The sequence below is a fragment of the Photobacterium sp. OFAV2-7 genome (assembly GCF_022347985.1).
GTDB lineage: Bacteria > Pseudomonadota > Gammaproteobacteria > Enterobacterales > Vibrionaceae > Photobacterium.
This window is the reverse complement of record NZ_JAKRFQ010000008.1, coordinates 1-24419: the sequence shown is the minus strand read 5'-3', so window position 1 is coordinate 24419 and position 24419 is coordinate 1. Positions and strand designations below refer to the sequence as shown.

The window sequence follows — 24419 nt, the reverse complement described above, 5'->3', positions numbered from 1 at the left end:
ATTACTTAATTAAGCATATTCAACGTACAGTTACGTTTAACGAAAACCCATCGGTTGCCTAAGGTTATGACGAAAAAGAGCAAAATAATCTCAGAACTTGATCAGGTTGAAGTTCGTGCTTTTGATCTCGCAAGTCCTGAGCACCGCATCGGCGCCTTACAAGCCATCATTGATAATGTCTGCAAACAGTTCGAACGTTCAGCTCGCCAGTCATTTCACCACCTGTTGCGCCACCCTGTTGAATTTCGCTTTGAACAACAAGACACGCTGAAACTGCAGGACTACTTACAGCAACTGCAAAAACCCAGCCTTTATCGCGAGTTCACCGTAAGCCCGCACGATTTGCACGGTGCCGTCTCTATCGACGGGGATCTGCTATTTTTTATGGTCGATCTGTTTTTTGGCGGTAGCGGCAACAATGTCAGACGCCACAGTGACATGAGTGATACCGAGTTACGCCTGGTTGAACGTTTTTTCAACCTGGCACTGGAACAGTTTGCCAACGGCTGGCACAGCATAACCAGCTGGAACAGCCAGCTGACCGAGAAAAACACGCTGCGTCTCGGCAATCCAATTCAAAACAACCAGCTCTATCAGGTGTGCCGCTTTACCATTGATGTCTGCGGCCACCAGGGCTGGTTTGACATTGCCCTGCCTTTTGCCGGCCTGGATTTTCTCCGGGAGCAGCAGTGCAAGCCGACGGATGTGGAAACCGACCCCGAGCTCCAGGCTCGCATTCAGGCCAAGCTATGTCAGGCACCGATGCGTCTGATGACCACCCTGTGCGAACGTCGCCTGTCTCTGGGCGATGTTATGGATCTGAAACAGGGCGATGTTATCCCTGTCGAGCTCCCGGGCGAAGTGACGGTCCGAGCGGGCAAAACGCCGCTATTTACCGCCCGAATAGCAGAAAACAACGCCAGTCTTGTACTTCAAGTTCAAGATGTTATTAAACAGTAACAGGAACGATCATGTCTGAACAAACCAATGACCTGAATATTGACCTTGATGAACTGGACTTGGGTAGCCTGGGCCAGGATCCGATGCCCGGCACAGCTTCAGCCGCCAAGGATATGTCGTTTATCCGCAATATCCCGGTCAACCTGACGCTTGAAGTCGCCAGTACCGAACTGATGGTGGGCGATTTGATGAATGTTTCGCTCGGCACCGTCATCGAGCTGGACAAGCTCAGCGGCGAGGCCATGGATGTCAAAGTCAACGGTACCTTGCTAGGCCACGCAGAAGTGGTGATCGTCAACAACAAATACGGCCTGCGTCTGGTCAATATTGTCGACGACAACGACATGCTGAAAGGGCTAACCAAATAATGCGTAAGTTCGGGCTACTGCTGGCACTCCTGCTACTTAGCTTTCCGTCGCTGGCACAGGATCTGTCGCTGCTGACTATCAACGGCCCGGACGGCCCGGAAGAATACAGCGTCAAGCTGCAAATCTTCCTGTTAATGACAGCACTGGCTTTTCTGCCAGCCATGCTGTTGATGGTAACCAGCTTTACCCGGATCATCATCGTACTGGGCATTTTGCGCCAGGCGATGGGGCTTCAGCAAAGCCCGCCGAACCGGGTGCTGGTCGGTATCGCCCTGACACTGTCTCTGTTTATCATGCGCCCGGTACTCTATGACATCTACGATAATGCCGTTGTTCCCTTCCAGAGCGACGAGCTGACCATGGTCGATGCCTTCAGCACCGCAGAAAAGCCCCTGCGCCAGTTTATGTTGCAGCAGACCCGCGAGACCGATCTCGAGCAGATTCTGCGCATTGCCAATGAACCGACACCGCAGAATATGGACGAGCTGGATTTCCTGATTGTGATGCCCGCCTTCATTCTCAGTGAGCTGAAAACCGCTTTCCAAATCGGCTTCATGCTGTTCATCCCGTTTCTGATCATCGATATCGTGGTGGCCAGCGTACTGATGGCGATGGGTATGATGATGCTGTCGCCGCTGATTATTTCTCTGCCGTTCAAATTAATGGTTTTCGTAATGGTCGACGGCTGGTCGATGACCGTCGGCACACTCAGTGCGAGCTTTGGATAGATATGGGTACTGAATTTATCGCCTCGTTTTTTGGTGAAGCGCTGCTGATCATCGTCAGTATGGTCTGTGTCATGATTGTCCCCAGCCTGCTGGTCGGGCTGGTCGTGAGTATCTTTCAGGCTGCGACCCAGATTAACGAACAGACACTGAGCTTTTTGCCTCGCCTGCTGATGACGTTTGCCATGCTGGGCTTTGCCGGCCCCTGGCTGCTACGGACCCTGGGGGATTTGTTCAATCGTCTGTTCCTCGATATTCCGCACCTGATCGGCTAACCCATGCTCGATATCTCAGCAGCCCAGCTGACCGCCTGGCTAGGACAGATCTGGTGGCCTTTTTTTCGCCTCAGCGCTGCGATGCTGGTGATGCCGATTTTTGGCGGCACGGCAATCCCGACCCAAATCCGGATCGGGCTGGCGCTGATGCTCAGTATGCTGGCGGCACCGCTGATGCCGTCAATGCCCAGTATCGATCCCTTCTCGCTCGATGCCCTGCTGTTCGGTGCCCAGCAAGTGGTGATCGGCGGCATCATGGGATTGATGCTCGAGCTGCTGTTTGCGGTATTCACCACCATGGGGCAAATCCTGTCGATGCAAATGGGCCTCGGTATGGCCATGAGCAACGATCCGGTAAACGGCGTCAGTATTCCTACCCTCGGTAAGTATTACCAGTTCTACACCCTGCTGCTGTTTCTCGCCCTTGACGGCCATTTGGTCGCCCTTGATGTGGTGGTGCAAAGCTTTAACGTCTGGCCGGTGGGCGAAATGCCGAGCCAGGATGCGCTGTATAGCGTGATCATGCGGCTGGGCTGGATGATTGCCGCCGCCTTCTTGCTGGCGCTACCCGCGGTATGCGCGATGCTACTGGTGAACGGTGCCTTCGGCATGATGAACCGCGCCGCACCGCAGCTCAACGTTTTTGCACTGGGTTTCCCGATGACCATGCTGCTCGGCATGATGTGCCTGCTTATCACCACGTCCGGTATTCCGGAGAACTTTACCCGTCTTTGCAGCGAAACACTGCAGATGATGGCTGATCTGGAGGCCAGTCGCTAATGAGTGACAACAGCAGCCAGGACAAAACGGAACAGCCCAGTGAACAGAAACTGCGAAAAGCCAGGGAGGAAGGTAACCTTCCGCGCTCCAAAGAGCTGGTAACTGCACTGATGACACTCGGGGCCGCCCTGCTGCTCAATGCCTTCTCGGGCGCGCTGGCTGAAATGTTTCAGGTGATCACCACCCTGAATATGAAGCTGCCGAAAAGTGCCGCCTTCGAGACCGAATACATGCTCAAGCATCTCGGTATCAGCTTAAAGTCCATGCTGCTGGCCATCGCGCCGATGCTCGGGCTGTTGGTGCTTATCACCATACTTGCCAATATCGTTCGAGGTGGCTGGAACGTCTCGGGCAAGGCTGCCCAACCAAAGCTATCCAAGCTCAACCCGATATCGGGGATCAAGCGGATGTTCTCAACCAAGTCGCTGGCCGAGCTGATCAAAAGTATTCTTAAAGTCACCTTGATCAGTGCCACCCTGTACCTGATGCTGAGCAACAACCTGACCCAGATAGCCATGCTCCAACGCCTGCCGCTCACCGAAGCTATTCTGCAAACCGTCGACTTACTGTGGCAGGGCCTGTTCAGCTTTGGCCTCGCCCTTTTGCTGATTGCTGTTCTTGAGATGCCATATGCAGGCTGGGAGTACACTAAACAGCTCAAGATGACCAAGCAAGAGGTTAAGGAAGAACACAAGAACAGCGAGGGTAAACCTGAGGTCAAGGCGAAAATCCGCCAACTGCAGCGTCAGATGTCCCAGCGCCAGATGATGAAAACCGTCCCGCAGGCCGACGTGGTGATCACCAACCCGACCCACTACGCCATCGCCCTGAAATACGATCTGGACAAGGCTGGTGCTCCCTTTGTCCTCGCCAAAGGCGTTGATCAGGTAGCCCTGCAGATGCAGCAGGTCGCGCGCCAGCACGAACGCCCGATTGTCGAAATACCGGCCCTTACACGAGCCGTTTATTACTCAACCAACGAATGGCAGGAAATCCCTGCCCCGTTGTACGTTGCCGTTGCCCATGTGCTGACCTTTGTGTTCCAGATGGAGCAATACAAACAGGGACGCCAGTCCCATAAACCTGAATTCCCACAAGTCACAATTCCCAAGGAATTGCGTCGCTAACCGGATCTGAGCTGAAATGAAACAAAAACTCACCCCGTTAATACAGCTACTAACCAAAGGGCAATTAGGGATCCCGCTGCTCCTGATGACGATACTGGCGATGGTGATCCTGCCTATCCCGCCGTTCGTGCTGGATATGCTGTTTACCTTCAACATCGTTCTGGCGCTGCTGGTAATGCTGGTCAGTGTCTACAGCAAGCGGCCGCTCGATTTCTCGGTGTTCCCGAGCATCCTGCTGGTGGCAACCCTGCTCCGCCTGATGCTGAATGTCGCCTCGACCCGGGTGGTACTGCTCAACGGCCACGAAGGGGGCGAATCGGCTGGTAAGGTCATTCAGGCATTTGGTGATGTGGTGATCGGCGGAAACTACGTGGTCGGTATGGTGGTGTTCGTGATCCTGATGATCATTAACTTCGTGGTTGTCACCAAAGGTGGCGAGCGTATCTCCGAAGTAAGTGCCCGCTTTACCCTTGATGCCATGCCGGGTAAGCAGATGGCCATCGATGCCGATTTGAATGCCGGCATTATCGATCATAACCAGGCTAAGCGCCGCCGCGAGGATGTGGCCCAGGAAGCCGACTTCTACGGCTCGATGGACGGTGCCTCGAAGTTTGTCCGTGGTGATGCCGTTGCCGGGATGCTGATCCTGTTCATCAACATCATCGGCGGGATCAGTATCGGGGTATTCCAGTACGGCCTGTCGTTTTCCGAAGCCTTTGAAACCTATGCCCTGCTAACCATCGGTGACGGTCTGGTTGCCCAGATCCCGTCGCTGCTGCTGGCGACGGCCGCAGCGATTATTGTGACCCGTGTTGCCGACAGCAACGACCTGTCAAAGCAAATCGGCAAGCAGATGCTGGCGTCACCGGTCATTATGTTTGTTGTGTCCGGCATTATGCTGGTACTCGGCCTGATCCCAGGCATGCCGCATCTGGCCTTCCTGTGTTTTGCCGCTGTGATCGGCCTTGCCGGGTGGCGGATGCGCAATATTGACAGCACAGAAGTCAATGACGAGGACCTGGCCCGGGCCGAGGAGATTGTCGAACAGCATGACCAGCCTGAGAACAAGGAGCTGGCTGCCGGAGATATTCCTCTGGTTCATGCACTGAGCCTGAATGTTGGTTTCCGGCTGGTCAACCTAATCGACCGCCGCCAGGGCGCCGAGCTGCTCAGCAGACTGATAGGGATCCGCAAGACCCTGACCGAACAGCGCGGATTTGTGATCCCGCAAATCCATGTCAAAGATGACCTGGCGCTTGAGGCGAGCCAATACAAGATTGCCGTCCGGGGCGCGACTATCGTCGAGGCCGAGCTTGAGGCCGACCGTCTGCTAGCGATTAATCCGGGGCAGGTTTACGGCAATGTCGACGGCATCATCACCAAGGATCCGGCCTACGGCATGGAAGCGCTGTGGATTGTCCCGGCCGAAAAAGACAAGGCCGTCAATCTCGGCTATACCGTTGTCGACCACGCCACCATTATCTCGACCCATGTCAGCAAGGTGATCAACGATCACATCGACGATATTCTGAGCCCAGAGGAAATCTCGGGAGTCATAGAGCGGCTGGCCAGCCTGAACAGCAAGCTGGCTGATGACTTGCAGCAGAAACTCAACCCGCAGCAGCTACTGAGGGTGTTCCGCCAGCTGACAATCGACGGCGTTTCGCTGGCCGATATCGTGACGATTGCCAACTCGCTGGTCGAATCGGCAGAACTGTCGCAAGACCCGATCCTGCTGGCTGCCGATGTCCGCTGCGTCTTGCGCCGGGTGGTACTCGGCAGCCTGATCGGCATGCGCGCCGATGTTCCGGCGGTCACCCTGTCTGGCGAGCTGGAAAACATCCTGCTGGGCGCGCTCAGTCAGGCACAGTCAGGCGGACACGTTCAGCTTGACGGCTTTGCCCTGGAGCCGACAGTCATCGAAAAGCTCCAACGCAGCCTGCCTGAAGTCCTGGATAATATGCGGCTTCACGGCCATAGCCCTATTCTGCTGGTCCTGCCGCAATTACGTCCGCTGCTTGCACGCTATGCCCGGGTATGCGCCCGTGGCCTGCATGTGTTGTCTTTCAATGAAATACCGGATGACAAAAACGTGTCGGTGGTTGGCAATATGGGCTAGCCCATTTGCCCCGGCCGATGGCTCGTTATTCAGAGACAAGAAACACGCCAGCACCAGCTGGCGTGCCCCCTTCAAATCCCCATTAACCTAATTCCCGTACATGCTGGTTTAATAGCGCCCGCAACTTCAACGGTTTCACCGGCTTGCTAATGAAACTGAAACCATGGCCGCGGATCACCTGCTGGGTTTCTGCCGTCCGGTCGGCACTGATAACCGCGCCACGGAAAGTTTTGCCCAGTCGCAGGCTGCACTGCTGCAGCACCTGCAAGCCCGTCTGCTCGTTGGCCAGGTGATAGTCGCTCAATACGAAGTCTGGCTGCCAGTCATCATCAATCTGCTGCATGGCACCTGCCACGGTCTCGGCCAGTCGTACATCGCATCCCCAGCGGGCTAGCAAGGTTTCCATCCCCAGCAGAATGTCCGGTTCATTGTCGACACAAAGTACTTTGATCCCCGCCAGTGGCGCGGCTTTCTCCTCGACAGGTGCCGCCTTTTCCGCCCGGTGAGCAAGCTCACCACGGCGGACATCGAGCCCGAAGACCGTTCCCTGGCCGGGCCAGGATCGCAATGACAGCTGATGGTCCAGGACCCGGCTGATCCCGCGCGCAATCGCCAGACCGAGGCCGAGGCCATGGTCGACTCCGCTTCGCTCGATACGGGTAAATTCATCAAAAATATGGGCCTGCTTCTCTTCCGGGATCCCCGGACCGTTGTCCCAAACTTCGATCGTCAATTGCCCTTGCTTCCTGCGCGCCCCCAACACCACCTTGCCGTTCGGGTTATAGCGGAAGGCATTGGTCAGAAAGTTCTGCAACGCCCGGCGCAGCAACTTGGGATCAGATACAATCACCGCATTGCTGCTGACCACCTCAAACCGGATCCCCTGCTGCTGCGCCAGGGCACCAAACTCTGCACTGAGCGTACTGAACACATCACTGACCGGAAACGGATGCACATTGACCTGCAACTTGCCCGCTTCCAGCCGGGAGACATCCAGCAGATCACCAATTAAGTCCTCAGCCGCTCCCAGCGCACTCTCGATATGGTGGGCAAGCTTGGTGGTTTCCTCTTCTTTGGCCACCTCTGTCAGTGACGACGAAAACAACCGTGCGGCATTCAGCGGCTGCATAAGGTCGTGGCTGACCGCGGCCAAAAAACGCCCTTTCGAGTGGGCCTGCTGTTCAGCCTGCTGAGTAGCAGAAACCAACTGACGGTTTAGCTGTTCCAGTTCCTGGGTACGCAGCCTCACCCGTTCCTCTAGATTCTCATTAGCCTCTTTCAACGCCAGCTCCGCTTGCCGGAACGCGGTGATATCGGTAAAGCTCATCACAAACCCGCCACCGGGCATAGGATTGCCTTGCACCTCGATAACCAGACCGTCCGGCCGGATGCGGGATGAGGTATGGGCGGTGCCCCGTTTGAGGTGTTCGACACGTTTGGCAACATGTATTTCCGGGTCGCCGGGGCCGCACAGCCCCAGTTGGGCGTTGTGGCGGATCACATCCGCAATGGGACGCCCGACCTGGATCAGTCCCGGCGGAAAGGTAAACATTTCCAGATAGCGCTGGTTCCAGGCCACCAACCTTAACTGCTTGTCCACCACCGTTATTCCCTGGCTAATATGCTCAATCGCTCCCTGCAGCAAACCACGGCTGAAGTCGAACAACTCGGAGGCCTCATCAACGATGGTGGCCACTTCTTCCAGCTTCATATTGCGCCCCTGAAGTGCCGAGGTCAGTACCAAGCGCGCCGAAGATGCCCCAAAAACCCCGGCCAGTACCCGTTCGGTATGACGGATCAGCGGGGCCGTTGCCTGCTGCTGGGGCAGTAAATCGGCCTGATGCTGATCGGCAAACTGCCGAAAGGCATTGCGCACCCGCTTGCGTCCGACAAAACGGGCAGCCAGCATTTCAAGTTCAGCCACAGTCACCCGGGCCTGGTACAGGCTGCCATTATCCGATTCAGGTAACGGCGCCCCGACAAAAGTCGCAGCTTGCATGCGCTCGGTCAGCGATGTTCGGGTCAGCATCGATATCGTGAAATACAAGGTAATGTTCACCACGACACTTAGCAGCATCCCCCAATCGACTGCCGACAGCTGGTGCAATATCGGCCATTGCGGCGGAGTAAGCAGCCATAGCAGCAAATTGGTTTCGGCATCGCCGGCCAGCATATTGGTCTGGCCCATCATAGTGATCACCCATACCGCCGAGCCTCCCAGCAACCCCGCATACACCCCTTTACGGTTGCCTTCACGCCAGTAAATTCCCCCCAGCAGGGCCGGAGCAAACTGCGCAATAGCCGCAAAAGCCAACAACCCTATCCCGGACAACGACTGAATCTCATCCAGTACCTGGTGGAAGCCCCAGGCAGCCATTAACAGCAACAGGATCAGCGCACGCCGAATATTGAGCAACATGCCGGAGAAGGCATTGAAGTTACGGCCGGATACCCGCAATCGCCGCAGCAGCAACGGAAGAACCAGGTCGTTGGACACCATGATGGCAAGAGCAATGGTCGAGACAATCACCATACCTGTTGCCGCGGACGTCCCGCCCAAAAATGCCAGCAGGGCAATGCTCTCTGCGCCTTGCTGCAACGGCAGATTAATGACATAGGTATCAGCTGAGATATGCGGCAACAGCGCCTGACCGGCCAACGCCAGCGGCACGACAAACAATCCCATTAGCAGCAGGTAAATCGGAAAAATCCAACGGGCCATATGCAGGTCCTGCGCCCGGCTATTCTCCACCACAATGGTATGGAACTGGCGCGGCAGACAGATAATCGCCGCCATAGTGAGAATCGTATGGATCAGCAGGCTACCGACATTTGGCGAACTCGGCTGCAGATATTCCTGTTTTACGGCCTGCAGGTCAGGCAGCTCAAACATTAGCCCCGCCGCAAAGATCCCCACCACCAGAAAGGCCACCAGCTTGACGATCGACTCGAATGCCACAGCCATCATCATCCCGCGGTGGTGCTCGGTGGTATCGATGTGCCGGGTACCAAACAGAACGGTAAACACCGCCAGTGCCAGCGTTACCATCCAGGCAATATCGGCATCATCAACCCCGCTCTGCTGGCCCAGATCAGGCGCAATTTGCTCCAGCCCCATGGTAATACCACGCAGTTGCAAGGCGATATACGGCAAAATCCCGACCACCGCAATGATAGTCACCAGGACGGCCAGGCCCTGCGACTTGCCGTAGCGGGCGGCGATAAAGTCAGCAATAGAGGTGATATGCTCGCGCTTGGCGATTAAGATCAACCGCGCGAGAATACGCCAGCCAATAGTGAACACTACAATCGGCGCAAGGTAGATAGGCAAAAATGACCAGATATCCTGGCTGGCCTGGCCGACCGTGCCATAGAAGGTCCAAGAGGTACAGTAGACCGCAATTGAAAGGCTATAAATCCATGCCCGCCAGCCTGCCAGCCATTGCGGCCTTTTATCACCATACCAGGCGATAAGAAAGAGCAGTCCGAGATATGCCAGCGAGACCGGCACGACAATCCATCCTTGTGCCATGATACGTCCTGATTGTAAAAAAGATGTAAGCCCATGGTAACGAATTCACACCCATTGACTCAATCAAGACGATCACAGCTTTGGCCTAAACGTGTTTTTTCCGGCCAAAATCAATCACTTTCCACTAGCTGTTGGTGACATAACGTTGCCGTGGCTGGGATTCAATTTTCATCAGCAACACCGGTGCCCCCATCACGGCCATCAACCAGAACAGATCTGCACCCCAAATCCCGTATAACCAACCACTTAAGGCCGTCATCATGGCCATAAAGGCGCCCATAGGCAGAGCGTTATACAGCGCCTGCAATACCACCATTTGGTTACTCTGAGCCTGCTGGATATAGCGAATTGTCGCCAGGTGGCAGGCCGCAAAAGTCACCCCGTGCAAGGCCTGCGCCATCACCAGTACCGGCAGCTCGGTCATACTCGCCGTCAACCCCCAGCGTACCATGACGCCCAATGCAGCCAGGCGGAACATGGCCGAGATACTCCAACCGGCAAAAATACGCTTGCTCAATGCAAAGACAGCCACTTCGGCAACCACGCTGAAGCTCCAGAGATAACCAATCACCGCTTCGCTGTAACCGGCCTCTTTCCAGTAAATCGCGCTAAAACTGTAATAGGCCGCATGACTTCCCTGCAGCAGGGCAACCGCACCGAGAAAACGGACAACCTGGCTATCCCGCATCAGGGCCATCAGGGCAGGACGGGCCTGGTCATGGCCTTCTTCCGAGGCAGGCAACACTGTCGGCTGGCGCATTGATAGCACCAGTGCCGCTACCAAGCCTGCCGCTGCCACCCAGGGGATCACGTCAGGGTTATATTCAGCCGCCAACAATCCCACCACGGTTGAACCGGCAATAAAGGCGATGGAGCCCCATAACCGGGTACGACCATAGTCTAAATGGCCGTCTTTGGCATAGTGATTGGCGAGTGCATCAGACAGCGGCACAATAGGGCCAACCAGCATATTATAGATAACTGTAACTATAGTAAGCGCCCACAAACTACCACCACAATAGATATATACGACACAGCTTATCAAGGCCGCCAGCGCCAGCCAGCGCAGTGCCGGGATCAGATGCTCTGCCTTATGGATCCGCGGGGTGATCACCAGGTTCGCCAGACAGCGCACCCCAAAGCCCAGCCCCAGCAACAGGCCGATATTCGAGGCGCTCACCCCCAAGTGTGCAAGCCACAACGCCCAGAAAGGAAGGTACACGCCATAATTAAAGAAAAAACCAAGCAGGTATTGCGAGGTCCATCCATAAGGGCTACTACGAAACATGCTAAGACCTATATGCAGAGAGAAGAATAACGGTGGCCATTATGCCGAATTCGCTACCGTCTCCCAATGAAATTATCAGACAATTTTACTTCCCCTTTTCCCACTCTAGACTAAAGTCGTCTGGAGCCATCACCTATCCTGGGCGACACTGATTGCATCAATGCCAAACCCATTTTCCTGAGTGCGCTGCACCCAAATAGCCGGATGGTTGCCATGCCTGATAAGTTTGATACCTCACTGCCCCCCTTTGACCGCCTCAGCAATGAGCAGCAACACGTGCTGACAGAGGCGCTGGATGTCGCCTATTACCGGGGCGGCGATATCATTATTGATGCCGAGGAGTCCTGCTCCCAGCTCTATATCATCATCAAAGGCAGCGTGGAAGAAACCTCGGCAGACGGCAAGGAGATCTTCGCCCACTATACCGCCGACGATATGTTTGATGTCCGCTCGCAACTCGAGCACCGCAGCCGCCATCGCTATACTGCGCTGGAAGACACCTTGTGCTACCTGCTTCCCAGAGATATCTTTGTCGAGTTTTACCGCTCCAGCGATCAGTTTGCCGCCTACTTCGACGGCAATCTGGCCCGTCGCCAGCAGTTGCTCGAAGAAGCCCAGAAGCAGCAGAACCTGGCCGAATTCATCCTCACCAAGGTCAGTGACGACAACATTCAGCCCTGCCTGATTGTGCCGTACGACACCAACCTCAAATCAGTAACAGAGCAAATGCGCAGCAAGGGGATGGATGCGGCCCTGGTCGAACTCAATACCCTGCCGCAATACGGCATCGTGACCCGCACCAACCTTCTTCATGCCGTGATGCTGGACAAGCTACCTGCCGACACACCGGTCAGCCAGATAGCCACGACACCGGTTATCAGCGTCAACAAGGGCGACTTCCTGTTTAATGCCATGCTGGCCATGACCCGCAACAAGGTAAAGCGAGTCCAGGTGCTCGATGGCAGCCAGGTAGCCGGTATGCTGGATCTGACCCAGGTGCTCAGCCTGTTTTCGACCCACTCACATGTTCTGACCCTGCGTATTGCCCGGGCAGAAACCATCGAGGAGCTGGCCATGGCAGCCGGCAGCCAGCACCGGCTGGTCGAAACCTTGTTTAACAACGGGATCCATACCCTGTTTGTAATGGAGCTTATCGCTACGGTGAACGAGCAAATCATCGAGAAAGCGTTCAAGCTGGTGGTGCCCGAGCATATGCACGAACGATGCTGCTTTATGGTGATGGGATCGGAAGGTCGTGGTGAGCAAGTGTTGAAAACCGATCAAGATAATGCGCTGATCATTCAGGACGGCGTCGACTGGCCGGAGTGCCCGCAGGTGATGGAACAACTAACCCATACCCTGCACCAGCTAGGCTACCCGTTATGCCCCGGCAAGGTGATGGTCAACAATCTCAAGTGGGTCAAACACCAAAGTGAGTGGTTACATACTATCAGCGAGTTTGCCAAGGCCGGTACCGAAACCACCATGATGGATCTGGCCATTCTGGCCGACAGTCATGCCGTTGCCGGCAACCGTGCCCTGCTCGAGCCCCTGCAAACCCACCTCCACCAGCAACTGGCCGATCAGGAACTGCTACTGGCGACCTTTACCCGTCCGGCACTGAAGTTCAGCGTTCCGTTAACGCTATTTGGAAAACTGAAGGCCGGCAAGGAAGGACTGGATATCAAACGTGGCGGTGTCTTCCCGATTGTCCACGGTATCCGGGCCCTGGCACTGGAACACAACATCGAGGATAACAATACCTTCCAGCGCCTGCACCAGCTGGAACAGCGCAAGGTACTGGAGCCCTCCACCGCCTCGAACCTGAGCGAGGCGCTAAAGCTATTTATCAAGCTCCGCCTCAGACAGCAGCTCGATCATCAGGCCAACGGCTTGCAGCAACATCTTAATATCAGCTATCTCAGTCGCGCCGAGCGCGACCTGCTTCGCCACAGCCTTCACGTAGTCAAGAAATTCAAAGAGTGGCTGGGCTATCACTATCAGATCAGAGATTAAGGAGCGAGCGCCCAGAAGCTAGAATCTATGACCTAGAAACTAACGCCGTGGCACTCGATACACGCTATGAATATTTTACGACGCTGGTGGTACCAACATAAACTCAAGGCCAGTCCCTATCAGGCGCTGTTCGAGAACTATCAGGGCGATGAGCTGGTCTCGCTGGACTGCGAGACCACCAGCCTGGATCCCCACAGTGCCGAGCTGGTCACCATTGCCGCCACCCGAATCAAGGCCAACCGGATCCTCACCAGCCAGTCGATTCACCTGACCCTGCGTGCGCCGGTCAGTCTTGATGCCGACTCAATCGCCATCCACAGGATCCGTCACCAGGACCTTCAGGAAGGACTTGATGAGCGCCAGGCACTTACCGAGTTACTGGAATTCATCGGCAACCGGCCGCTGGTCGGCTACCATATCCGCTATGATAAAACGATCCTCGATCGCTACTATCAACGCCTGTTCGATTTTTCCCTGCCCAACAAAATGGTAGAGGTCAGCCACCTCTACCATGAAAGGCTTGAACGGCTGCTGCCCAATGCCTATTACGACCTCAGCCTAGAAGCCATAAGTCGTCACCTGGATCTGCCAGTCTCGGACCGCCACGATGCATTGCAAGATGCCATTACTGCCGCCCTGATTTATGTCCGGCTCAAGCATGGCGACATCCCGACCCTGCGTTCCGCCTGATCCCAGAACTCCCTCCAACACCTTGCGCGGTGCAAGGTTTTTAATGCAAACGTTATGTAACTTATACCTTGCCACAATAAATTCCCAACTCTCATCCTAAAGTCTAATTGTGGCTAGCTGCGATCTGTCGGAAGTTAGTATTACACAACAAGAATTATCCGGTCCGGTACGGACATTGACGGAACACAAGGAGAATAGAATGAGTGAGGTTCATATATATCCAGTACACAAGGATATTGCTGCTAACGCCCACGTGACTGACGAGCAATACCGCGAGATGTATCAACAGTCGGTGATCAACCCGGCAGGCTTCTGGCGCGAGCACGGCCAGATTGTTGACTGGATTAAGCCTTTTACCCAGGTCAAGAACACCTCCTTTGACACCGGCCATGTCAGCGTTAAATGGTTTGAAGACGGTACCCTGAACGTGTCCGCCAACTGTCTCGACCGCCACTTGGCTACCCGCGGTGACCAGGCCGCGATTATCTGGGAAGGTGACGACCCGTCTGACGATGCCACCTTGACCTACAACGAGCTATACGAGGAAGTCTGCAAATTTGCCAATGCACTGAAAAGCCAGGGCGTACGCAAAGGCGACGTTGTCTGCCTCTACATGCCGATGGTAGCCGAAGCCGCTATTGCCATGTTGGCCTGTACCCGTATCGGGGCCGTCCACACTATCGTCTTTGGCGGTTTCTCGCCGGAGGCACTGGCCGGGCGTATTATTGATTCCAACGCCAAGGTCGTCGTGACGGCTGACGAGGGTGTCCGTGGCGGCCGTGCCGTCCCGCTGAAGAAAAATGTCGATGACGCGCTGGCCAATGACGACGTGACCACTGTTGAAAAAGTACTGGTACTCAAGCGTACCGGTGGTGAAGTCGAATGGAATGACACCCGCGATGTCTGGTGGCACGATGCGACAGCCGTTGCCTCTGCACACTGCGAACCGGAAGAAATGAATGCTGAAGATCCATTGTTCATCCTTTATACCTCAGGCTCAACCGGCAAACCGAAAGGCGTGCTGCATACCACCGGTGGCTATCTGGTCTATGCGACAATGACCTTCAAGTATGTCTTCGACTACCAGGAAGGCGATGTTTACTGGTGTACGGCTGATGTCGGCTGGATCACTGGTCATAGCTATTTGGTTTATGGCCCGCTGGCCAACGGCGCAACCACCCTGCTATTTGAAGGCGTGCCGAACTATCCGTCCACCAGCCGAATGAGCGAAGTGGTCGACAAGCACAACGTCAACATCCTCTATACCGCCCCGACGGCAATCCGTGCCCTGATGGCCAAAGGTGACCAGGCGATTGAAGGCACCCACCGTTCATCGCTGCGTATCATGGGATCGGTCGGTGAGCCGATCAACCCGGAAGCATGGGAATGGTATCACCGCACCATCGGTGACAGCCGCTGTCCGATTGTCGATACCTGGTGGCAAACCGAGACCGGCGGGATCCTCATTACCCCACTACCTGGCGCCACCGAGCTGAAACCTGGCTCTGCAACCCGACCTTTCTTCGGTGTCCAGCCTGCTATTGTTGATAACATGGGTAATATCCTTGAGGGAGCAACCGAGGGTAACCTGGTGATGATTGACTCGTGGCCGGGCCAGATGCGCACCCTGTGGGGCGATCATGACCGTTTCGAGCAAACCTACTTCTCGACCTTCCAGGGGATGTACTTCACCGGTGACGGTGCCCGTCGCGACGAAGACGGTTACTACTGGATCACCGGACGTGTCGATGACGTACTGAATATTTCCGGCCACCGTATGGGCACCGCGGAAATTGAATCGGCCCTGGTTGCCTTCGACAAGATTGCCGAAGCTGCCATCGTCGGTGTTCCGCATGACATCAAGGGACAGGCCATTTATGCCTATATCACCCTCAACAACGGCGAGGTACCCAGCGCCGAACTGCACAAGGAAGTGAAGGAGTGGGTACGCAAGGAGATCGGCCCGATTGCCACACCGGACTTCCTCCACTGGACCGATGCCCTGCCGAAGACCCGCTCCGGTAAGATCATGCGACGTATTCTGCGCAAGATCGCCACTGGCGACACCGGTACCCTGGGAGATACTTCGACCCTGGCCGATCCGAGCGTGGTCGACAAACTTATCGCCGAGAAGCAAAAAGTCCTTTAGCCTTTTCTCGGCCACACGATCAAAGCCGCCTTCGGGCGGTTTTCTTGTTAAATGTCAAAATTTCCAGTCAGATCGCGCACTTCTGTCTGCAAGCAGGCTACACTACCCGGCACCCAGCCTCTATCACTCTCCACATTGGTATTCAGGAATGTGATAAATGAAACAAGTCCACAACGAAAAGCGTGGGCTACGCCACAACTTGGATGCACAGGGCTGAACTCTGCGAATAAACTGCCGTCTAATTCAACAATCTCCAGAATACAGCGTACACGTGTCCACATAAAATTGTGGTGATTAGACCAGTATTTTGCTGCGATTTGCGTTGAATTCACTATAATTGCTCACCAAGCATGTTTTGGCAGCAGAATTGAGACACACGGGAAGCAAGGTTGCAGTTACCTGCACGTTGTTAGAGTAAAACCTCAAAAAACAAGTGATATAACGTCAAGATGTCGACCGTTCAACGAATTTTACTTATCAATGGACCTAACCTGAACTTATTAGGTCTCAGAGAGCCCGGCCACTACGGCCAGCAAACACTGGCTCAAATCGTTTCGAGTTTAACTGCCAAAGCAACCGAACTGGGCGTAGAGCTAGACCACATTCAATCTAACGCCGAGCATGAGTTGATTGATGCTATCCACAGTGCCCACGGCAAGGTGGACTTTATCATTATCAATCCGGCCGCTTTCACGCACACCAGCGTAGCGATCCGCGATGCCCTGCTCGGGGTCCAGATCCCGTTTATTGAAGTGCATCTGTCTAACGTCCATGCCCGAGAGCCGTTCCGCCATCACTCCTACCTGTCCGATAAGGCAGTCGGGGTGATTTGTGGTCTAGGCCCGGACGGATATGAATTCGCCCTGAATGCAGCTGTACGACGCCTGCATTCAGAAAGCTAAATGAACAACATAAAGAGAAAGATAAATGGATATTCGTAAGATCAAAAAGCTAATCGAACTGGTAGAAGAGTCTGGTATCTCGGAGCTTGAGATTTCTGAAGGCGAAGAGTCTGTACGCATCAGCCGTAATTCAACAGTAGCCACTGTTGCCGCGCCAGCTCAAGTTGTTGCTGCAGCTCCAGCAGCGCCTGTTGCTGCTCCTGCACCAGCAGCCGCACCTGCAGCCGCTGAAGCACCGGCAGCACCAGCAGCCCCTGCTGGCCACCAGGTTCTTTCTCCAATGGTAGGTACTTTCTACCGTGCCCCAAGCCCTGAAGCAAAAGCATTTGTTGAAGTCGGCCAGAGCGTCAATGTTGGCGATACGCTATGTATCGTTGAAGCAATGAAGATGATGAACCAAATCGAAGCTGACAAGGCGGGTACTGTGGTTGCTATTCTTGCTGAAGACGGCGATGCAATCGAGTTCGACCAGCCACTAGTTATCATCGAGTAACCGGGGCGCCCTATGTTAGATAAATTAGTTATCGCCAACCGAGGCGAAATTGCGCTACGTATATTGCGTGCGTGTAAAGAGCTAGGGATCAAAACCGTAGCGGTTCACTCAACGGCTGACCGCGATCTTAAACACGTACTTCTGGCTGACGAATCAGTTTGTATCGGCCCGGCTAGAGGTACCGACAGCTACCTGAACATTCCGCGCATTATCAGTGCGGCGGAAATTACAGGCGCGGTGGCTATCCACCCGGGTTACGGCTTCCTGTCCGAAAATGCTGATTTTGCCGAGCAGGTTGAACGTTCTGGCTTTATCTTCGTTGGCCCAAAAGCAGAAACCATCCGCATGATGGGTGACAAGGTATCAGCAATCAACGCCATGAAGAAAGCCGGTGTACCTTGTGTTCCGGGTTCTGATGGTCCGCTGGATGATGATGAGATCAAGAACAAGTCGTTTGCCAAGCGCATCGGCTACCCGGTGATCATCAAGGCATCCGGTGGCGGCGGCGGTCGTGGTATGCGTGTTGTTCGCACCGAGGCCGAGCTGTCTGAAGCGATCGCCATGACCCGTGCCGAAGCCAAAGCGTGTTTCGGCAATGACATGGTATACATGGAGAAGTACCTGGAAAACCCTCGCCACATCGAGGTTCAGGTTCTGGCAGACGGTCAGGGCAATGCTATCCACCTGGGCGAGCGTGACTGTTCTATGCAGCGTCGCCACCAGAAAGTAGTGGAAGAAGCGCCGGCACCGGGTATCACCGAAGAGATGCGTAAGTACATCGGTGAGCGCTGTACGCGTGCATGTATCGAAATCGACTACCGCGGCGCGGGTACCTTCGAGTTCCTGTACGAGAACGGCGAGTTCTATTTCATTGAAATGAACACCCGTATCCAGGTAGAGCACCCAGTGACCGAGATGGTTACCGGTGTCGACCTGATCAAAGAGCAGCTGCGTATTGCTGCCGGTCAGCCGCTGTCGTTCAGCCAGAGTGACATCCAGGTTCGTGGCCATGCGGTTGAATGTCGTATCAACGCCGAAGATCCAGAGCGTTTCCTGCCTTGTCCGGGTAAGATTGAGCGTTTCCACGCACCGGGCGGTATGGGGATCCGTTGGGAATCTCACATCTACACCGGCTACTCGGTACCACCACACTACGATTCAATGATTGGCAAGCTGATTGCCTTCGGCGAAAACCGTGACGTGGCGATCTCGCGCATGCGCAACGCGCTGGGTGAAGCAATCATCGACGGTATCAAGACCAACATTCCTCTGCAGCAAGAAATTATGGCAGATGAAAACTTCCAGCATGGTGGTGCCAATATCCACTATCTCGAGAAGAAGCTCGGTCTGCAGTAATTACTGACTGTATGATACAAAGGCTGCCAGACAGGCAGCCTTTTTTCGTTCTGTTATAGCCAATTTGATGTGGTTTGTTTCTAGCACTAACCCCTGAGTTTTGCCACAATACCCCACCTTTATTTGTATGAACAATGCGCACTCTCAGTATTATCAACCTCTTCTCTGAGTAGTGTTGCTGATTGACTGGAGACTTCGGCATGAAGACGCTCTCTGCTCGCTACCGCCAGGCCCATAAGGAAGCCAAATGGGCAATCGGCCTCGCCCTGGCCTACTTCCTCTGGTGGTACTGCTCGGCCTACGCGTTCGCACCAAGCAACGTGCACGAGACCTTACCGCAGCTATATTGGGGCTTTCCGCTCTGGTTCCTGCTGGCCTGCATTATCGGTCCGGTGATCTTTACCCTGCTATGTGGCCTGATGGTGAAGTACGTCTACCGGGATATGTCTCTGGATTTTGACAAGGACACCCCGGATGAATAGTCAGCTACTAATTCCGCTTATCGTCTATTTGGCAGCCGTATTCGGCCTGGCCCTGTTTACCCGCCGACACCACCAGCGCGGCAAGGGCTTCCTCAATGAGTATCTGGTCGGCAACCGCAGTATGGGCGGTTTTGTCCTGGCCATGACACTGGCGGCCACCTATGCTAGCGCCAGCTCCTTTATCGGTGGCCCGGGTGCCGCCTACAAAATGGGGCTGGGCTGGGTCTTGCTGGCCATGATCCAGCTCCCTGCCGCGTGGCTCACACTGGGGGTACTCGGCAAGAAGTTTGCTATCGAGGCCCGCCGCTACAACGCCCTGACCCTCAACGACATCCTCTACGCCCGCTACAAGAACCGGGCCGTTGTTATCTTTGCCTCGTTGGCCCTATTGCTGGCCTTCTTTGGCACCATGGTAGTGCAGTTTGTCGGCGGTGCCCGCCTGCTGCAAACCGTCACCGGACTGTCTTATTCCCACGGCCTGATGCTGTTTGCCGTCACGGTCGGTCTGTATACCACTATCGGCGGCTTTCGTGCCGTGGTGATGACTGACACCGTTCAGGGCGTCATGATGATTATCGGTACCATCGCCCTGCTAGCCGGCATTGTGCACGCCGGGGGCAGTGTCGGCGAACTGGTGACCGAATTGCATCATATCGACCCCGCGCTGGTCACACCGTTCGGCCCGGACAACTTTCTCTCCCAACCCTTCATGCTCAGCTTCTGGGTTCTGGTCTGTTTCGGGGTGATCGGCCTGCCACATGCGGCGATACGCTGTATGTCGTATAAAGACAGCCGCTCGCTACACAAGGGAATGGTGATCAGTACCGCCATGGTTGCCTTCCTGATGCTGGGCATGCACCTGGCCGGCGCGCTTGGCCGTGCCATCGTGCCCGATATTGCCAGCCCGGATCAGATCATGCCGACGCTGATGGTAACCGTACTGCCCCCTGTCGTCGCCGGGATCTTTCTGGCCGGCCCGATGGCCGCGATTATGTCGACCATCGACTCGCAGCTGATCCAGGCCTCGGCAACGCTGTTCAAGGACCTGTACCTCAACTACATCAACCCCAAAGCCGCTGAGGGGCCGGAAGCCGAATCCCGCCTGCCTAAACTGTCGCTATGGGTAACCGGTATTTTCTCGGCCTTGGTCTTTGTCGCCGCCACCAACCCGCCAGACATGATTATCTGGCTCAACTTGCTCGCCTTCGGCGGTATGCAGGCCGTGTTCCTGTGGCCACTGGTTCTCGGGCTGTACTGGAAAAAAGCCTCTGCCACCGGGGCGTTCGCCTCTATGGTAACCGGCCTTGGCTGCTACATCGGTCTATCGCTGGTCAAGCCGGATCTGGGGGGGATGCACGCTATCGTCCCGACATTACTCCTTAGCCTGGTGACCTTTGTACTCGGCAGTCTGGCCAAACCCGTTTCGGCACCTAGCCCGCAACATCAGCTCTAAACCTTATGTTTTACCCGCAAGATAGCACCATTTGGTGCTATCTTTTCCCTGACCAAACTCACCGGACACGAAGCCTCAGACCGACGAAGTAGATGCGGGCTGACTAAATTTTATGCTAGACTCCGCGTCCTTGAACCGTAGCCAAACATTGAAGCGAATTAACCCATGCCTTGGATTCAAATTAAACTGAACGCAACAGCTGAGAATGCTGAAGCTATTGGCGATATGCTGATGGAAGAAACTGGCGCCCTGTCCGTGACATTCCTCGATGCGCAAGACACACCGGTATTCGAGCCGCTACCCGGTGAAACCCGCCTCTGGGGTGATACCGATGTGATCGGTTTGTATGATGCCGAAGCTGACATGGATTTCGTGCTCAGCATGCTGAAAAACAGCCCACTGATTGCCGAAGACTTCGCCTACAAAGTTGAGCAACTGGAAGACAAGGACTGGGAACGTGAGTGGATGGAAAACTTCCACCCAATGCGTTTCGGCCGTCGCCTGTGGATTTGCCCGAGCTGGCGTGAAGCCCCGGAGCCGGATGCGGTGAATGTATTGCTGGATCCGGGCCTAGCCTTTGGTACCGGTACCCACCCAACCACCTCCCTGTGTCTGGAGTGGCTCGACGGTCAGGATCTCACTGGCAAAACCGTTATCGACTTCGGCTGTGGCTCGGGTATCTTGGCCATTGCAGCCATCAAGCTAGGTGCGGCCAAAGTGATCGGTATCGATATTGACCCGCAGGCTATACTCGCCTCGCGTGACAACGCTGAGCGCAATGGCGTTTCCGACCAGCTTGAGCTGTACCTGCCAAAAGATCAGCCAGACAATATTCAGGCTGATGTCGTCGTTGCCAACATTCTTGCCGGTCCGCTACGCGAGCTTTCGCCTGTGATCAAAAGCCTGGTCAAGACTGGCGGCGATCTTGCCATCTCCGGTGTGCTGGAAAGCCAGGCAGAAGACGTTGCTTCCTACTATAGCGACGAGCTAAACCTGGACCCGATCACAGCCCGGGAAGAATGGTGCCGAATTGCGGGCCGCAAGGCCTAATCACCAAATATTTAAGACAAATTTATTGTGCAAGAAATAGCCAATCGATTGAAAAACATGCAGTTTTGCAAATCAAAAACTAAATGCTCAATTATTGGCCTTTTCAGAAAGGGAAAAAATGCGTAAAATGCGCGCCCTTACTGGCACAGTCAGGAACAGACGTTTGAAGATCGGTCCATATCAACTTAAAAACCAGCTGATAGTCGCGCCAATGGCGGGTGTGACCGATCGGCCATTTCGTGAACTATGCCTGCGCTACGGGGCAGGAATGGCTGTAAGCGAGATGATGTCTTCAAATCCAGATCTATGGAAAACGTCTAAGTCCCAGAACCGGATGGTTCACGAAGGCGAATCGGGCATCCGCTCGGTTCAGATTGCCGGTGCCGATCCGAAGCTAATGGCTGAAGCGGCACAATTCAGTGTTGAGAACGGTGCGCAAATCATCGATATCAACATGGGCTGTCCGGCCAAAAAGGTCAACAAGCGGCTTGCCGGTTCGGCACTGCTGCAATATCCCGAGCTGATCGAAGAGATTCTTCGGACCGTGGTGGATGCCGTTGACGTTCCTGTTACGCTGAAAACGCGTACAGGCTGGGATCTTGATAACCGTAACTGTGTCTCTATCGCACAGCTTGCCGAGCAGTGTGGCATTCAGGCGCTGGCCCTTCACGGCCGCACCAAGGCTTGCATGTACAAAGGCGAGGCAGAATACGACTACATCAAAGCAGCGAAAAAGGCGGTGTCTATCCCGGTGATCGCTAACGGTGATATCGACTCTCCGGAAAAGGCGCGCTATGTACTGGATTATACCGGTGCCGATGCTTTGATGATTGGCCGGCCTGCACAGGGAAGGCCGTGGATTTTCCAGGAAATCCACCATTACTTAACAACTGGCGAACACCTGCCTGCTCCGTCCATGGATGAAGTGGGTGGCATTATGCTGGGCCATGTTCAGGAGCTTCACCGTTTCTACGGGGAATATCTGGGGTTACGCATCGCACGTAAACACGTGTCTTGGTACCTGAAAGAGCATGCACCTGCTGGTGATTTTCGCCGGACCTTCAACGCTATCGAAGATGCCCAACAGCAACTCGATGCGCTGCAAGGCTACTTCGAAAACGTTGCATAAATACTAGAAGAGCTTACAGAATATGTTCGAACAAAATCTGACTTCCGAAGCATTAACAGTGACAACTGTAACTTCACAGGACCAAATCACACAGAAGCCACTACGTGACTCTGTCAAAGCGTCGCTTAAAAACTACCTTGCTCAGTTAAACGGTCAGGAAGTCGATGATCTGTACGAGCTAGTACTTGCTGAAGTTGAACAGCCGCTACTAGACACCATCATGCAGTACACCCGCGGTAACCAGACTCGCGCAGCAACTATGATGGGTATCAACCGCGGTACACTTCGCAAGAAGCTGAAAAAATACGGCATGAACTAATTTAGGTTCACCCTGTTACCAAAGGCCTGGCATTATGTCAGGCCTTTTCTGTTTTTAAGACAACACGCCTCCCTCTTTGAACCATACTCCCTCTTTGTACGTATAAGCTCTGATAACAACAAAGCAATAAGACGAGGGTTAACCAATGAAGACAGTACAACGCTTTCTTTCCTACTCACTGAGTGCTTTATTCCTACTCACCCTATCAGGCTTGGCCGTTGCCACTCATCACGAGAAACCAAAGATCAACCTGGTCGAGGTTGCTGCCACCAACAGTGACTTTCAAACCCTGGTGATGGCAATACGGGCATCGGGTCTGAGCGGCACGCTGGAAGGGAAAGGACCGTTTACCATGCTGGCACCGACTGACGATGCCTTCAATAAATTGCCGGAAGGGGCGCTGGCCGAGCTGCTCAAGCCTGAAAACAAAGAACAGCTTCAGGCCCTGCTCAAATATCATGTCCTGCCCGGTGCCATTTCCTCCAAGGAAGTCGGCATGCTGAAACTCCCCAAAACTCTGCAGGGGGGAACGGTAACCATCGAGAATGGCGAGGATAGCGTGACAGTCAATGGGGCTAAGGTCATTGCCGGAGGAATAGAAGCCAGCAACGGCATTATCCACATTATCGACACTGTGCTGATCCCGAAAGAATAGTCCATCAAAAAGCTTCGCCGAGGCGAAGCTTTTTTATCTCAATAACAGATATAACGACTTATAAGTAGTCGCACAGGTAGGCCGTCGTATCCGTGACTTTGACCTGGAAGGAGGAATCACCCGGTACCTCGAAATCGTCACCGGCATTATAGGTTTCCCACTCGATATGCCCCGGCAGCTTCACTGTTAGCGCACCTTTGACCACTGTCATGCGCTCCGGCGCAGCCGTCCCGAAAGTATATTCACCCGGTACCATTACCCCAACGCTGGTATGCTCGCCCTGGGTTTCAAAGCCAATCGACTTGACCTGACCATCAAAGTATTCATTTACATTTAACATGACATTCCCTATCAATAACTACGTGATAGTTCGAAGCTATCACAGTTTGACCGCTTTCCCAACTATGGCAACTGGATAGGTCGCTCCTCTTTGCACCAGTGAGTACCTGAATCAGGTTTGACTACCTTCCTCCTGCGCTCCCGCAAGAGAGCAATGACCGAGCATGCCACAGGGTATATCCCTAATACAAAACCCTGCGACAGACTGTTCT

The 24419-nt window shown here is 54.5% G+C and carries 22 protein-coding genes; 19 read left to right on the top strand and 3 right to left on the bottom strand.

Annotation, left to right across the window (positions count from 1 at the left end; translation table 11 throughout):
- The first annotated feature begins 66 nt into the window (after nucleotides 1-66).
- Genes MHN01_RS02055 through MHN01_RS02025 form a run of 7 tightly spaced genes read left to right on the top strand, consistent with a single transcriptional unit; the run spans nucleotide 67 to nucleotide 6354 of the window.
- On the top strand, nucleotides 67-960 hold the full coding sequence (locus MHN01_RS02055; protein WP_160656237.1) for a flagellar motor switch protein FliM: 894 nt from the start codon (nucleotides 67-69) through the stop codon (nucleotides 958-960).
- Between the two features lie 11 nt (nucleotides 961-971).
- On the top strand, nucleotides 972-1328 hold the full coding sequence (fliN, locus tag MHN01_RS02050; RefSeq protein WP_239409816.1) for a flagellar motor switch protein FliN: 357 nt from the start codon (nucleotides 972-974) through the stop codon (nucleotides 1326-1328).
- Nucleotides 1328-2056, top strand: coding sequence for a flagellar type III secretion system pore protein FliP (fliP, locus tag MHN01_RS02045; RefSeq protein WP_239409815.1), 729 nt, complete (start codon nucleotides 1328-1330; stop codon nucleotides 2054-2056). The genes fliN and fliP overlap by 1 nt, the downstream gene beginning before the upstream one ends.
- A gap of 2 nt (nucleotides 2057-2058) precedes the next feature.
- The gene (locus tag MHN01_RS02040) at nucleotides 2059-2328 is read left to right on the top strand and encodes a flagellar biosynthetic protein FliQ (RefSeq protein WP_160656228.1); all 270 of its coding nucleotides are present in this window, start codon (nucleotides 2059-2061) and stop codon (nucleotides 2326-2328) included.
- A gap of 3 nt (nucleotides 2329-2331) precedes the next feature.
- Nucleotides 2332-3108: a flagellar biosynthetic protein FliR gene (fliR, locus tag MHN01_RS02035; protein WP_239409814.1), complete on the top strand. Its 777-nt coding sequence runs from the start codon at nucleotides 2332-2334 to the stop codon at nucleotides 3106-3108.
- The gene (flhB, locus tag MHN01_RS02030) at nucleotides 3108-4235 is read left to right on the top strand and encodes a flagellar biosynthesis protein FlhB (RefSeq protein WP_239409813.1); all 1128 of its coding nucleotides are present in this window, start codon (nucleotides 3108-3110) and stop codon (nucleotides 4233-4235) included. The genes fliR and flhB overlap by 1 nt, the downstream gene beginning before the upstream one ends.
- A gap of 16 nt (nucleotides 4236-4251) precedes the next feature.
- Nucleotides 4252-6354 (top strand): flagellar biosynthesis protein FlhA, encoded by a 2103-nt coding sequence (locus MHN01_RS02025; protein ID WP_239409812.1) that lies wholly within the window; start codon nucleotides 4252-4254, stop codon nucleotides 6352-6354.
- 82 nt (nucleotides 6355-6436) lie between these two features.
- On the opposite strand, the gene MHN01_RS02020 is transcribed toward MHN01_RS02025, so the two are convergent.
- Nucleotides 6437-9886 (bottom strand): PAS domain-containing hybrid sensor histidine kinase/response regulator, encoded by a 3450-nt coding sequence (locus MHN01_RS02020; protein WP_239409811.1) that lies wholly within the window; start codon nucleotides 9884-9886, stop codon nucleotides 6437-6439.
- A 124-nt stretch (nucleotides 9887-10010) separates the two neighbouring features.
- A complete protein-coding gene (locus tag MHN01_RS02015; RefSeq protein ID WP_239409810.1) occupies nucleotides 10011-11174 on the bottom strand; it encodes a 3-phenylpropionate MFS transporter in 1164 nt (387 codons plus the stop codon).
- 213 nt (nucleotides 11175-11387) lie between these two features.
- Between MHN01_RS02015 and MHN01_RS02010 the strand changes: the two genes are divergently transcribed.
- The 12 genes from MHN01_RS02010 (at nucleotide 11388) to MHN01_RS01955 (ending at nucleotide 23868) form a co-directional block, all read left to right on the top strand.
- Nucleotides 11388-13190, top strand: coding sequence for a putative nucleotidyltransferase substrate binding domain-containing protein (locus tag MHN01_RS02010; protein ID WP_239409809.1), 1803 nt, complete (start codon nucleotides 11388-11390; stop codon nucleotides 13188-13190).
- 66 nt (nucleotides 13191-13256) lie between these two features.
- Nucleotides 13257-13880, top strand: coding sequence for a 3'-5' exonuclease (locus MHN01_RS02005; RefSeq protein WP_239409808.1), 624 nt, complete (start codon nucleotides 13257-13259; stop codon nucleotides 13878-13880).
- Nucleotides 13881-14079: 199 nt separating this feature from the next.
- Nucleotides 14080-16029, top strand: coding sequence for an acetate--CoA ligase (gene acs, locus MHN01_RS02000; RefSeq protein WP_239409807.1), 1950 nt, complete (start codon nucleotides 14080-14082; stop codon nucleotides 16027-16029).
- 449 nt (nucleotides 16030-16478) lie between these two features.
- A complete protein-coding gene (gene aroQ, locus MHN01_RS01995) occupies nucleotides 16479-16931 on the top strand; it encodes a type II 3-dehydroquinate dehydratase (protein WP_239409806.1) in 453 nt (150 codons plus the stop codon).
- 25 nt (nucleotides 16932-16956) lie between these two features.
- Nucleotides 16957-17424 carry an acetyl-CoA carboxylase biotin carboxyl carrier protein gene (accB, locus tag MHN01_RS01990; protein ID WP_239409805.1) on the top strand — a complete coding sequence of 156 codons (468 nt, stop codon included), beginning with the start codon at nucleotides 16957-16959 and terminating at the stop codon, nucleotides 17422-17424.
- Between the two features lie 12 nt (nucleotides 17425-17436).
- Complete coding sequence (accC, locus tag MHN01_RS01985; RefSeq protein ID WP_239409804.1) at nucleotides 17437-18780, top strand: acetyl-CoA carboxylase biotin carboxylase subunit; 1344 nt, start codon at nucleotides 17437-17439, stop codon at nucleotides 18778-18780.
- Between the two features lie 200 nt (nucleotides 18781-18980).
- On the top strand, nucleotides 18981-19262 hold the full coding sequence (locus tag MHN01_RS01980; protein WP_075768218.1) for a YhdT family protein: 282 nt from the start codon (nucleotides 18981-18983) through the stop codon (nucleotides 19260-19262).
- Nucleotides 19255-20715, top strand: coding sequence for a sodium/pantothenate symporter (gene panF, locus MHN01_RS01975; protein ID WP_239409803.1), 1461 nt, complete (start codon nucleotides 19255-19257; stop codon nucleotides 20713-20715). The genes MHN01_RS01980 and panF overlap by 8 nt, the downstream gene beginning before the upstream one ends.
- 165 nt (nucleotides 20716-20880) lie before the next feature.
- The gene (gene prmA, locus MHN01_RS01970; RefSeq protein ID WP_239409802.1) at nucleotides 20881-21765 is read left to right on the top strand and encodes a 50S ribosomal protein L11 methyltransferase; all 885 of its coding nucleotides are present in this window, start codon (nucleotides 20881-20883) and stop codon (nucleotides 21763-21765) included.
- A gap of 163 nt (nucleotides 21766-21928) precedes the next feature.
- Nucleotides 21929-22894, top strand: coding sequence for a tRNA dihydrouridine synthase DusB (gene dusB, locus MHN01_RS01965; protein WP_239409801.1), 966 nt, complete (start codon nucleotides 21929-21931; stop codon nucleotides 22892-22894).
- A 22-nt stretch (nucleotides 22895-22916) separates the two neighbouring features.
- Nucleotides 22917-23213, top strand: a complete 297-nt coding sequence (gene fis / locus MHN01_RS01960) for a DNA-binding transcriptional regulator Fis (protein WP_005372656.1) — start codon at nucleotides 22917-22919, stop codon at nucleotides 23211-23213.
- 145 nt (nucleotides 23214-23358) lie between these two features.
- Entirely contained in the window at nucleotides 23359-23868 is a 510-nt protein-coding gene (locus MHN01_RS01955; RefSeq protein ID WP_239409800.1) for a fasciclin domain-containing protein, read from the top strand.
- Between the two features lie 58 nt (nucleotides 23869-23926).
- Here MHN01_RS01955 and MHN01_RS01950 read toward each other — a convergent pair whose 3' ends face one another.
- Nucleotides 23927-24208, bottom strand: a complete 282-nt coding sequence (locus tag MHN01_RS01950) for a pyrimidine/purine nucleoside phosphorylase (protein ID WP_239409799.1) — start codon at nucleotides 24206-24208, stop codon at nucleotides 23927-23929.
- Between the last annotated feature and the right edge of the window lie 211 nt (nucleotides 24209-24419).